9 protein-coding genes are annotated in these 13540 nt (G+C 37.7%); all 9 read left to right on the top strand.

What is annotated here, in order from left to right; all coding sequences use genetic code 11:
• The first annotated feature begins 3 nt into the window (after window positions 1–3).
• The 9 genes from ACFSQJ_RS03280 to ACFSQJ_RS03240 all read left to right on the top strand — a co-directional run bounded on the left by ACFSQJ_RS03280 (window position 4) and on the right by ACFSQJ_RS03240 (window position 13537).
• Complete coding sequence (locus tag ACFSQJ_RS03280) at window positions 4–831, top strand: glycoside hydrolase family 16 protein (protein WP_377765508.1); 828 nt, start codon at window positions 4–6, stop codon at window positions 829–831.
• A 30-nt stretch (window positions 832–861) separates the two neighbouring features.
• Window positions 862–3132, top strand: coding sequence for a carbohydrate binding domain-containing protein (locus tag ACFSQJ_RS03275; RefSeq protein WP_377765507.1), 2271 nt, complete (start codon window positions 862–864; stop codon window positions 3130–3132).
• Window positions 3133–3283: 151 nt separating this feature from the next.
• A complete protein-coding gene (locus ACFSQJ_RS03270) occupies window positions 3284–6700 on the top strand; it encodes a hypothetical protein (RefSeq protein ID WP_377765505.1) in 3417 nt (1138 codons plus the stop codon).
• A gap of 26 nt (window positions 6701–6726) precedes the next feature.
• Window positions 6727–8004 (top strand): glycosyl hydrolase family 17, encoded by a 1278-nt coding sequence (locus ACFSQJ_RS03265; RefSeq protein ID WP_377765503.1) that lies wholly within the window; start codon window positions 6727–6729, stop codon window positions 8002–8004.
• A gap of 77 nt (window positions 8005–8081) precedes the next feature.
• On the top strand, window positions 8082–9536 hold the full coding sequence (locus ACFSQJ_RS03260) for a glycoside hydrolase family 30 protein (RefSeq protein ID WP_377765795.1): 1455 nt from the start codon (window positions 8082–8084) through the stop codon (window positions 9534–9536).
• Between the two features lie 33 nt (window positions 9537–9569).
• Window positions 9570–11135, top strand: coding sequence for an MFS transporter (locus ACFSQJ_RS03255; RefSeq protein WP_377765501.1), 1566 nt, complete (start codon window positions 9570–9572; stop codon window positions 11133–11135).
• A 26-nt stretch (window positions 11136–11161) separates the two neighbouring features.
• A complete protein-coding gene (locus ACFSQJ_RS03250) occupies window positions 11162–12070 on the top strand; it encodes a glycoside hydrolase family 17 protein (protein ID WP_377765499.1) in 909 nt (302 codons plus the stop codon).
• A 100-nt stretch (window positions 12071–12170) separates the two neighbouring features.
• Window positions 12171–12827: a hypothetical protein gene (locus ACFSQJ_RS03245; RefSeq protein WP_377765497.1), complete on the top strand. Its 657-nt coding sequence runs from the start codon at window positions 12171–12173 to the stop codon at window positions 12825–12827.
• Window positions 12828–12937: 110 nt separating this feature from the next.
• A complete protein-coding gene (locus ACFSQJ_RS03240; RefSeq protein WP_377765496.1) occupies window positions 12938–13537 on the top strand; it encodes a Crp/Fnr family transcriptional regulator in 600 nt (199 codons plus the stop codon).
• The last annotated feature ends 3 nt before the right edge of the window (window positions 13538–13540 follow it).

Here is a 13540-nt window from a genome sequence, read left to right as displayed (position 1 = left end):
AAAATGAAATTAGAAAATAGATTACATAAAGTAGTAGCAACCATTATTCTTGTAGTTTTCATGGTTGCTTGCGAAACTGAAGACACACAAAGGGTCGTAAACTTTACACAACTCGTGGTTGCGGATGAGTTTAATACAGATGGCGCGCCCAACAGCAATATCTGGGGTTTTGATATTGGTACCGGAGAAAATGGTTGGGGTAATAATGAACTTCAATATTATACGGATAGAACAAGCAATGTTAAGGTAGAAAACGGCGTGTTGGTTATTACTGCGCAAAGAGAAAATTTTGAAGGTTCTGCTTTTACTTCTGCTAGATTGCTCACTAAAGATAAATTTGAACAGCGATATGGTCGTTTTGAAGCTAGAATTCGACTTCCGTTCGGGCAAGGAATGTGGCCGGCATTTTGGATGCTCGGCGCAGATATCGATGAAAATCCATGGCCGGCTGCAGGTGAAATAGATATTATGGAATACAGAGGGCAAAACCCTACTGTTCTTATTGGTAGCGTGCACGGACCTGGATACTCTGGAGGTAATGCAATTTCAAAGGAATATATTTTAGAGAATGACAGATTTGATACTGGTTTTCATGTATTTGGTGTAGAATGGGGTCCAGAAGCTGTTAATTTTTATGTGGATGATGTCTTATATAATCAAATTACACGAGAGGATGTTACCGGAGAATGGGTTTTTGATAAGCCCTTCTTTATGTTAATGAATCTTGCCGTAGGAGGCTCTTTTGTAGGCTCACCAAACGAAGAGACCATTTTTCCGCAATCCATGTTGGTAGATTATGTTAGAGTCTATGAAAATACAAACGAGAACTAAAAAACAAACTAATACTAAACTATAACTATTATGAAATATTTAATGAATAAGACCAAATATATCTTCTTATTTATTTTAAGCATTTCCTTTTTGGGGTGTGAAGAAGAAGATGAGGCTAATCTACCGGAAGTAGTTGCGGGTTTTACTTTTATACAAAGTGAAACCACGGGGACCGTTACATTTACAAATATCTCGGAAGAAGCTCAGCTTTATGAGTGGGATTTTGGGAACGGTACTACTTCAACGGAAATTAATCCGATTAGAACTTTCGCTGAAGGTACTTTTACGGTTTCTTTAAAAGCTTCAAATATTGCTGGTGCATCTAATACATTTGAAGACCAGATTACTATTGATATTCCGGATACTATGCCCGATTTTGACTCCGGCTTGTTGACCAACGGAGGCTTTGAAGCAGGTGGTGACTCCTGGACTGGTAATGCATTGAACGTGCAAACAGAGGGTGGTAATAGTTTTAATTTGGCCAATGTTGAAACGGCAGGAAATCCCTTTGACGTTAATTTAAGCCAGGTCGTTGCGATTACTCAAGGCACGAACTACATTTTATCTTTTGATGCAAGTTCCGACCAAGCAAGAACAATGCTGGCCGGTATAGGATTGAACGAGGCACCATTTACCAATACGACTGTAGAGGTAGACTTAACAACTGATATGCAAACATTTACATTACAATTAAGTGCAGCGGATTTCGGTGGAGCCAATAGTCGTGTATTATTTGATATGGGGGCAGCCGTAGGTACCGTGGTAATTGATAATGTATCATTAGTTGAAGGTGGAGATGGAAGTGATTCTAATACTGGAGGAGATAGTGGTTCTCTAGAGGCCTGTGACGGTGGAGAATTGGTAAATGATTTTGAGACTGCCGATGATTCTATATTCAACAATTTTGGTGGTGGCGTAGGAAGCATTATCGATAATGCCGATACTTCGGTGAACAGCAGTGCCAAGTTAGGTCAGTATGTAAAGAATGCAGGCGAGGTATTCGGTGGAATTACAATCGCTTTGGAGAACAACATTGCTTTGAACAACGGAACGTTTACGATAGACGTAAACTCAACATCCGTGAGACAGTTGTTGTTCAAGTTGGAAGGATTGAACCAAGAGCTGATTTTACCGACATCGGGTGCTGGATGGGAGACCATATCATATGATTTTACCGGTCAATCAGGTGAAGTGACGGGCATCACTTTGATTATGGACAATGGTACCCAAGGTGATGGTACCGCAGATTGGACCATTCAGTTCGATAACATCAGATTGTGCGGAAACGAAAGTTCCGGAGGTGGTAATGCTCTAGAGGCATGTGACGGTGGAGAACTGGTAAACGACTTCGAGACTGCCGATGATTCTATATTCAACAATTTTGGTGGTGGCGTAGGAAGCATTATCGATAATGCCGATACTTCGGTGAACAGCAGTGCCAAGTTAGGTCAGTATGTAAAGAATGCAGGCGAGGTATTCGGTGGAATTACAATCGCTTTGGAGAACAACATTGCTTTGAACAACGGAACGTTTACGATAGACGTAAACTCAACATCCGTGAGACAGTTGTTGTTCAAGTTGGAAGGATTGAACCAAGAGCTGATTTTACCGACATCGGGTGCTGGATGGGAGACCATATCATATGATTTTACCGGTCAATCAGGTGAAGTGACGGGCATCACTTTGATTATGGACAATGGTACCCAAGGTGATGGTACCGCAGATTGGACCATTCAGTTCGATAACATCAGATTGTGCGGAAACGAAAGTTCCGGGGGCGGCGGTACTTGTACACCTCCCGCTGCAGGTGAGTTTATTACTGATGGAGGTTTTGAGCAGAATGCAGGATGTTGGCAGTTGATCAACAACGGTGGAACCGTTACAATTTCTACAACGGTTAATAATGGAGGTAGTAATTCTGGTCAAATCAAAACAACACCAGGTAGTAATCCGGCCCTTAAACAAGAACGTGTTGGAGCAGGAACCATAACTCCTAATACAACTTACGTCGTGCAGTTCGACATTCAGGCAAGTACAACCGATGTACCTGCAGATGGTGCTGTTTTTCAAGCATTCACTTTTTCTGAGCCAGCCGAAGGTTCAACTGATCCGGCGGTACAGCATGTTCTAGTGACAGGTGACGCTAGTTTTCCGACGACATGGGAAACCAGAACATACACATTTACCACGGCTGCTAGCGTAGATGGCGGTGTGTCCTTACTACTAGAACTAGTTTGCGGCGGTGCAGGAACATGCACAGGAACAATTAATATCGATAATGTTTCTATTACGGCTCAATAGAATAGAAGAGTATCCTATCGTTGATGCGACGGATATAGAATAGATGTAAAATAAAAGGCTAGTTAGAAATGTGTTCAACTAGCCTTTTTCAACCAAAATCAATCAAAAAAGGGGTGTCACCTTGTGGTACTTTAAAAAGTTGAACCAATCAATGAGTTCCAAAGAAATTACAGGCAAGCAAGTCAAGTTCGAAAATGAAAATTTTTATAAAATTTCGAACAGTGATAAAATGCGACCATTTTTTATGAGCATTGTAAGTGATTCCAATCACTGGATGTTTATCTCGAGTAACGGGGGGTTAAGTGCCGGGCGAAAGGATAGTGATAACGCGCTTTTTCCTTACTTTACAGAGGATAAGATTACCGAGTCTTATGATAACACAGGAAGCAAAACAATTTTTCAAGTAACGGTATCTGATACCATTAGAATATGGGAGCCATTTTCTGAGCGATATACAGGGGTGTTCGCAATAACGCGAAACTTATATAAAAACGAGTTTGGAAACAAAGTAGTTTTTGAAGAAGTAAATCATGATTTAGGACTAACTTTTCAATACCAATGGAATTCAAGCAACCGCTTTGGCTTCGTTAGAAAAAGTAAAGTAGTTAACCATTCTGGTAAGGCTATCCAGATTAAGGTTTTAGACGGAATTCAAAATATTATGCCTTATGGTGTTGGGGCCAGCACCCAACAGGCCAGTAGTAATTTGGTCGATGCATATAAGCGAAGTGAGCTGATACAAGATTCCCAACTCGGAATTTTTGCGCTTAGTGCTATAATAGTAGACAAAGCTGAACCAAGTGAAGCCTTAAAAGCAAATGTAGTTTGGAATTTAGGTCTAGATAATCCCAAAATCCTTTTGTCCTCATTACAACTCAATGCCTTTAGAAGCGGAAACATCGTTCATGAAGAGATTGATGTAAAAGCCGAGAAAGGAGCTTATTTTATTGTTACCGACTTTAAACTTCAAGCCGACGAAGAAAAAAAATGGGCACTAGTTGCCGATGTGAATAAGAGTTCAGCAAAGGTTCTTGATTTATCTAAAGAACTGGTAACAAATAAAAACCTAAATAAAGAGGTTTTTGAAGACATAGCTCTTGGTACTAGAAATTTGATAAAGCTTACCAATGCTTCTGATGGAAAGCAGCTTACTGCCGATAAAAGAAGTAATACGAGACATCATTCCAATGTGATGTTCAACATAATGCGTGGCGGAATTTTTGATAATAACTATACGATTGAAAAAGACGACTTTAAGCATTATCTGGAAAAAGCAAATAAACATGTTTTTTCGAGCAAAAAAGAAGTTCTAGATGAGCTGCCAACTCATTTTTTATATAAAGAATTAAAAGAACTTGCCGAAAAAAATAATGACAGCAATTTTAAGAGGCTATGTCTTGAGTACTTGCCCTTAAAATTTAGTCGAAGACATGGCGACCCAAGTAGACCATGGAATAGATTTTCAATCAATACCACTACGGAAGAAGGCGATAAAGTCTTAGACTATGAGGGTAATTGGCGCGATATATTTCAGAATTGGGAGGCTTTGGCACATTCTTACCCCGAGTTTATAGAGGGTATGATACATAAGTTTTTGAATGCTTCCACTTTTGATGGTTACAATCCCTATCGAGTGACCAAAGATGGTTTTGATTGGGAAATTATTGAACCAGATGATCCATGGTCTTACATTGGTTATTGGGGCGATCACCAAATTATATACCTATTAAAATTCTTGGAGTTTAGCGAAAATCACTATCCTGGTGAATTGGCTAAATACTTTGGCCAAAAAATATTTGTATATGCCAATGTACCTTACAAGATTAAGAGCTACACCGATATTTTAAAAAATTCCAAGGACACTATTGTTTTTGATGAAGAATTAGATGCTCAAATTAATAAAGAGAGAATTAAAGTAGGTGCCGATGCTGCACTTTTGAAGAATCAAAATTCAGAAATCTATAACGTAAACCTCCTAGAAAAACTCCTGGCGACAGTGTTGTCAAAGGTATCCAACTTTATTCCTGAGGGGGGTATCTGGATGAATACCCAGAGACCGGAGTGGAACGATGCAAACAACGCCTTAGTGGGCAATGGAGTGTCTATGGTGACTTTGAATTACCTAAGAAGGTTTTTGAGTTTCTTTGAAAAGTTAATGGAAGAAGCTCCTTCGGAGCACTATGAGGTTTCAAAAGAAGTAATAACTTTTTTCAATGAAGTCAGGTCGACCCTGAGTGCAAATATCTCCAAGCTTTCTGGAAAAATATCCAATGCCGATAGAAAGAAAGTGATGGATGGTTTAGGCAATGCAGGAAGTGATTTTCGGAATCTTATTTACAAAAAGAGTTTTACTTCCAAAACAGGAAAACTTACCAAAGAAGATGTTTTACAGTTCATTCAAATAACGTCAATACATTTAGAACATGGTATACGAGCCAATAGAAGGGATGACAATCTCTATCATGCCTATAACTTAATGACCGTTGAAAATGAAACTGATGTTTCCATTTCGTACTTATCCGAAATGTTAGAAGGTCAAGTAGCTGTATTGAGTTCAGGTTATATTTCGGCGAAAGATTCGTTAGCGTTATTAGATGGCTTAAAGCGTAGTGCTTTATTCAGAGAGGATCAATATAGTTATCTACTTTATCCTAATAAGGAGCTGGCCAAGTTTGTCAATAAGAACAATATTCCCTCATATAGTATTGAAAATTCAGCTTTAGTACAGCGACTTTTAAAAGATGGAAATTCAAAAATTGTCGAAAAAGATAATGATGGAAATTACCATTTTAATGGTTCGTTCAATAATGCCGACAGCTTGAAAGAAGCTTTAGCAGCCTTGCCCAAAGAACTTTATGGAGAACTGATTCAAAAAGACAGAGAATTATTGTTGTCAGTCTTTGAAGAAATATTTGATCATAAATCTTTTACAGGTCGATCAGGAACTTTCTTTGGTTATGAAGGTTTAGGGTCCATTTATTGGCATATGGTCTCTAAATTGCTTTTGGCTGTTCAAGAAACTTGCCTAAGGGCTATCGAAGAAAAAGAAGATGAAGAGACCATAGGTAGATTATTAGAACATTACTACGAAATTAATGAAGGTATTGGTGTACACAAATCCCCAGAATTATATGGTGCTTTCCCTACCGACCCTTATTCACATACTCCTGCAGGTAAGGGAGCACAACAGCCAGGAATGACAGGTCAAGTAAAAGAAGATATCTTGAGCAGGTTTGGTGAGCTTGGTGTTTTTGTTAGACAGGGGAGGGTAGTTTTTAAACCAAATTTGTTACGAAAAGAGGAGTTTTTGAAAAATCCGTCAACTTTTGAATATCTCACCATAAATGGCAAAGAAGATAAGATTGAATTAGAAAGAAATGAGCTTGCATTTACGTATTGTCAAGTGCCAGTAGTATATAAAACTGCCGGTAAAGATAGTTTGATTGTCTTTTTTAATGACAACTCAAGAGCTGAGTTTACTAATTTGTCATTAGATGTGCCAACGAGCAAGAAAATTTTCGGAAGAACTGGTGAGGTCAAGCAAATTCTCGTCGAGATTAAGAAGTAAATATTGAACTGAAAAAACAGAAAATTATGAAAAACTACTTTAAAATAGTCACCTTTATCATTATGACATTGGTAGTTTTTTCATGTAAAAAGAATACCAATTCAGAAAGTAAAACAACCACAGTGAGCCAAGAATTGAGCAAAAGTGCAGAAGATATTTTAGGGAACCCTAAATACCTAGCTATGTCATATGGAGGATATAGAGAAGTTGATCATGATATAGAACCGACCATAGCGCAATTAAAAGAAGACATGAAGATTTTGAGTGCTATGGGCGTTAAAATATTGCGAACCTATAAAGTGCATCTACCACATGCATCAAATGTTTTAAAAGCAATTAGTGAACTAAAACAAGAAGATGCAAGCTTTGAAATGTATGTAATGCTTGGTGCTTGGATTGACTGCAAAAATGCTTGGACCGATATGGAGCCGGACCATAATCAGGAAAGTGAACGTAATGCCGTCGAGATTAAAGAAGCGGTAAGGTTGGCCAATAAATATCCAGATATTGTTAAGGTTATTGCCGTAGGCAATGAGGCCATGGTAAAATGGGCCGCTAGTTATTATGTGCAGCCATGGGTAATTTTAAAATGGGTGGATCATCTTCAAGAGTTAAAAAAATCTGGAACGCTTTCAAAAGACCTTTGGATTACCAGCTCAGATAACTTTGCATCTTGGGGCGGTGGAGATACCGAATACCATGTAGAAGATTTGAATAAGTTGATAGCAGCGGTAGATTTTCTTTCAGTGCATACCTACCCAATGCATGATACACATTACAATCCTGTTTTTTGGGGTGTTTTAGAATCTGAAAAAGAATTGTCGGAGGTAGAAAAAATTGATGCGAATATGCTTAGGGCGAAAGAATATGCCATGTCTCAGTATAATAATGTTCGAAATTATATGAAGAGTTTAGGAGTAGATAAACCTATTCATATTGGAGAAACGGGTTGGGCAACTACGTCAAACGGGCACTATGGGCCAGAGGGTTCTAAGGCTACCGACGAATATAAAGAAGCATTGTATTATAAGCATATGCGAGAATGGACCAATGAAGAAGGAATAGCGTGTTTTTACTTTGAAGGTTTTGACGAACAGTGGAAGGATGCTGCCAACCCTTTAGGTTCAGAAAATCATTTTGGATTGATAAACCTTAAAAGTGAAGCTAAATATGCTATTTGGGATTTGGTGGATAAAGGAATTTTTGAGGGTCTCACTAGAGATGGTAAACCAATTACCAAAACTTTTAATGGAGACAAAGATGAATTAATGAAAGAGGTTTTAGTTCTACCTTACAAACAATGAGCAACAGGCAATCACATAACAATATTGTATCCTTAAAAGCGAATGGAATTTGCTTATTAATTGTCTTCATAACCTTAATGCTAATTGGTTGTATGGATAAAGAAGAAAAATTGCAAGTCACGGTATATGAGACAAATGCTAACGGTAAAAAGTTAGAGAAAACAACAGAATTTTCAAACGCTGATAATGCTATACAACTTACAGTATTGCCAAATGAAGAATACCAAAAGATTACTGGTTTTGGAGGCTCTTTTACCGAATCTTCAGCACATCTATTAAATCAACTAGGAAAAGAAAATAGGCAAGAAATCATAGAAGCTTATTTTGGAGAGAACGGGGCAAAATATTCTTTGACGCGAACCCATATGAATTCTTGTGATTTTTCCCTAACTAACTATTCCTACGCGCCGGTAGAAGGTGATTTAGAGTTAGAGCATTTTAGTATTGCAGAGGATAAAGACGATATTATTCCTATGATTAAAGATGCTATGAAGGTGTCAAAAGAAGGTTTTAAAATTCTATCCTCACCTTGGACGGCTCCACCATGGATGAAAGATAATAAGGATTGGAGAGGTGGAAAATTACTGCCAGAATACAATGACACTTGGGCGCTATTCTTTTCAAAATATATTGAAGCCTATAAAAATGAGGGTATTGATATTTGGGGATTTACTGTTGAAAACGAACCTCTTGGAAACGACAATAACTGGGAGAGTATGCATTTTACCGCTCAAGAAATGACCCAGTTTGTACAAAACCACTTAGGGCCAAAATTAGAAAGTGAAGGGCATAAAGTTAAGATATTGGGCTATGATCAAAATCGCGAGCACCTAAATGAATGGGTAGATACGATGTTTGCAAGTGAAAATACTTCAAAATATTTTGACGGAACCGCTATTCACTGGTACGCCAGTACCTATGAGGTTTTTCCAGAAGCCTTACAGTATGCACATGAGAAAGCGCCTAATAAACATTTAATACAGACAGAGGCTTGTATAGATGCAGAAGTGCCAAAATGGAAAGATGATGCCTGGTATTGGCAGAAGGAAGCTACTGATTGGGGTTGGGATTGGGCACCTGAAAAAGATAAACACCTACACCCAAAATATGCGCCAGTCAATAGATACGCAAGAGATATTATAGGTTGCTTAAACAATTGGGTAGATGGTTGGATAGATTGGAATATGGTGTTAGATAAACAAGGCGGACCAAATTGGTTTAAGAATTGGTGTGTTGCCCCGGTAATTGTTGACCCAGAAAACGATGAAGTTTATTTTACACCTATCTATTATACAATGAGCCATTTTAGCAAGTTTATACGACCGGGTGCCACAAGAATAGGTTTAACTATGACGGACGATTCAATTATGGCAACGGCTTGTAAAAACCCTGATGGTTCTATTGCTGTTGTGATATTTAATCAGGATGAAGAAAAAAAAGACTTATCAATTTCTTTAGGTGAAAGAAATACCACTATACAAATAGATGCTAAAGCTATTCAAACGATAATTATAAATGAGGTAACCAAATAGCAATTATTTACGCTACCAACTAAACAAACAACTATGAGTCAAGTAAAAACCCTTTCAAAAGATAAAGTCCCCATGGGGCAAAAAGCGGCCTTCGGAGCTGGTCACTTTATATTGAATATCTTACCAGGAACACTGGGAGTGTTTATCCAGTTCTTTTTACTTACAGCCTGGGGCGTAGACCCTTTGTGGGCTGGACTGTTAGGGGGCTTGCCTAGAATATTCGATTCTATAACAGATCCGATAATGGGTTTCATTTCTGACAATACAAAATCAAGATGGGGCCGAAGAAGACCTTATATTTTTATAGGTGCCATTATAAGTGGAATACTCTTCTTTTTAATGTGGCAGATTGATGACAATGCTTCACAATCTTATATTATTTGGCATGTAATGGTACTTCAATTGTTATTTCTTATCGGTAATACCATGTTTGCAACTCCACTTGTTGGACTGGGTTATGAAATGACTTCAGATTATAATGAGCGTACACGCTTAATGGCCTTTTCGAATACTATGGGCCAAATAGCTTGGATTATTGTGCCATGGTTATATGTCATTATTCCAGATACAGAAACATTTAATACACAAACAGAAGGTGTAAGAACAATGGCACTAATTGTTGGGGCAATGTGCATCATATTTGGTATTCTGCCGGCGATATTTTGTAAGGGTATAGACTCTGCAAATATGGAAAATCGCGTAGCAATAAATTTTAGAACCTTAGCATCTAATTTAAAAGAGTTATTAAAGGGCATCGTTCAAGTTTCAAAGAATAAACCTTTTATGAAGTTATGTGGAGCCACTTTTTTAGTCTTTAATGGATTTCAGTTGGTAGCAGCTTTTGGGGTTTTTATCATAGTATTTTATATGTATAGCGGTAGCTATGAGTTGGCAGGCACATGGCCAGCTTGGTTCAATACCATTAATGCGATGATTACGGCATTTTTAGTTATACCTATTATTTCTAGAATGGCGAACAAATGGGGAAAGCGAAAAGCGTTTATCATATCTACAGTTTTATCCATTATTGGGTATATCTTAAAATGGTGGGGCTTTGATAAAGAACTAAATAGTGAGTTCAACCAAACGGGATTAGGCGAAAGTTTAAACTCTGGTATCGGTTCTCTTTTCGAGTGGTTGAATCCTACTCTTAATAGTATAGGCATGTCATGGTTTTCAATAGATCCTGGGAGCGAAGTGCCATGGTTAATTTTTGTGCCAATTCCATTAATTGCTTTTGGTATGGGTGGTTTATTTACGTTAATGATGTCTATGACTGCTGATGTATGTGATTTGGATGAATTGAAAAACGGTATGCCCAGAAAAGAAGGCACTTTTGGGGCTATCTACTGGCTAATGGTTAAAATAGGGCAGTCCATCGCACTTGTTTTAGGTGGTGTTATTTTGAGTATTGTAGGATTTGATCCCAATGTAACGGAACAAACTCTTGACACTATGACCAATCTTAGAATAGCGGATATAGTAGTACCTTCTGTAACTGCTGCATTGGCCGTATGGGTAATGTGGAAGTATAGTCTAAACGAGTCTAGGGCAAAAGAAATTAAGGCTGAATTAATAGAGCGTAGAGGAGAATTGTAATCTAATTTTTAACTAAGAACACCATAATGTCATATAGAGAAGGTCATCATTTTTCACTTGCAAAGCATACTTATAAAGGACATGCAGGAGTTGATTTCACTAAAATTTCTGAAGATGAGTTGCGTAAATTATGGATAGAGACCATGCAAAATGGAATGCACGGCCTTTGTTTTAGTATGTATGAAGATGGCCAGAAGCCAGGTGATGTTATTACAGTAGAACAAGTACAGCGTAGGATAGAAATAATTAAGCCATACACAAAATGGGTTCGTTCATTTTCGTGTATTGAAGGAAACGAGCACATACCACGGGTTGCCAAAAAAAATGGTCTTAAAACTTTAGTAGGGGCATGGTTGGGCGATGATTTAGAGATGAACGAAACGGAGATTGAGGCACTAATAGCCTTAGCTAAAGAAGGCTGTGTAGACATCGCAGCAGTTGGCAACGAAGTTTTGTATAGAAATGATTTAACCAAAGAGCAGCTTTTAGGCTATATAAATCGTGTAAAGCAAGCTTTGCCCGATGTTCAAGTTGGGTATGTGGATGCGTACTATGAGTTTACGCAACATCCTGAAATTGTAGACGCTTCCGATGTTATCTTATCCAATTGTTATCCCTATTGGGAGGGCTGTCCAATTGAACACTCTTTAGGGCATATGCAACAAATGTTCGGTCAGGCAACCGATGCCGCCTGGGGCAAAAAGGTTATAATTACCGAAACAGGTTGGCCAAGTCAGGGGAGCAGCTTAAAAGGAGCTGTTTCAAATGCCGAGAATGCCATGAAATACTTTATAAACACTCAAGTTTGGGCTGCAAAAGATAATGTTGAGATATTTTATTTTTCATCTTTTGATGAATCTTGGAAAGTAGGAGCAGAGGGCGATGTAGGAGCATATTGGGGACTTTGGGATAAGAATGAAAAACTAAAGTTTTAAATTTCAAAGATCTTTTTAGATCTAAATTGGCTTTTCATAAATATTTATTGGAGTAAAATGATTTTCAGATTTAAGATTCAATTAAATTTGTAAAACCATTATGAGTTTCCCCATAAATTTTTTGATTGCCCAATCAACAATGAGCGGATTTTTCAAAGCTGAACTAAAGGATAAGTTTTTGCATTACGCCTCAGATAGAGACGATTATTTTGAAATGCAATTGCTTTATGACGAGTTTTTACGGCCCAATTACAGTCTTGAATTTGCTGAGAAATTAGTTCGTGAGATTATCGATTTTAATCCAGAACTCTTGGATATCATGAGTGGTAATGGCGCCAAAATATTCATGCTCTCGGCAACGGCCATTACAGAAGATTTTGTTGAAGAGGGTGGCTTTAAAGACATCTATATCGCAGAAGAAGAAAAATGGGATGTGTTTTTAGAGCAACTATCAAATACTCGAAAACTCAGCATAGCCGAAAAAGTAGATCTTGGAAAAACAGAGAAGACCTCATTTGGTAGAGAGCGCAAGCTATTATTTATGCTAGTCGGCGCTGTAGTGATAAGTTTTTTATTTACGCTTTTTAGTATTTTTAAAAGTGTCTTTTCTGAATCGGAACAAATTTCTTCAAATGAGTTAGAAGAGCGATTAGTAGAGATGCAGCTTCAAAATTACAAAGAGCAAGAAAAGCTTAAGCAAGAGATTCAATTTTTAAAAGAAAAGATTGAAGATAAAGCTGTGCTGAATCAACAATAAAGTCATTGAAGTTTCTAGTTTTTAGTAGTTTTTGGTAAACAAACTTGGATGGCTATAAAAAATAATCTAAACACTTATATTTAGGTCTATCATATAATCTCAAATCTTTTATGTCAGGGGAGCTTGAAGAACACTACCTAAATAATCTAAAACACAAGATTTTATCTTACACCAAAGTTGATGAAGAGTGGCTTTCGCATGAAATGCAGTACTATAAAAAAATTGAGTTGGATAAAGGCGACAACTTGATATCTGAAGGGCAACTGGTAAAACATTTCTATTATGTCGCCAAAGGTTGCATTTATTATTATAAAATTGAAAACGGCGAAAAGAAGGTATTGGAATTTTATACCGATAATGTTTTCTTCACTGATGTTCCGGCTTATGTTAAAGGCACCCCTTCCAATTATAACCTAAGTGCTACGGAACGTACAATTCTTTATGCCATTAAAAAAACCGATGCAGAAAGTTCTTTTGATAAATCACATCAATTAGAACGTTTTGGAAGACTGTCTATGCAAGAAGCTTTTATAAAATCATTCAACCGTATTGAACGCTTAAATAGTAGGAGTAATGAAGAACGTTATGTAAGGCTGTTACAAAAAAGACCAGATTTATTCCAAAGGGTGCCACAATACCTAATAGCCTCGTATTTAGGGCTTACGCCTGTTGGTCTTTCCAAAATCAGGAAACGCCTCGGCAAAGGATAGCAC

Source organism: Croceitalea marina, from assembly GCF_042684265.1.
GTDB classification, from domain to species: domain Bacteria; phylum Bacteroidota; class Bacteroidia; order Flavobacteriales; family Flavobacteriaceae; genus Croceitalea; species Croceitalea marina.
This window is presented reverse-complemented; position numbering and strand designations above follow the sequence as displayed.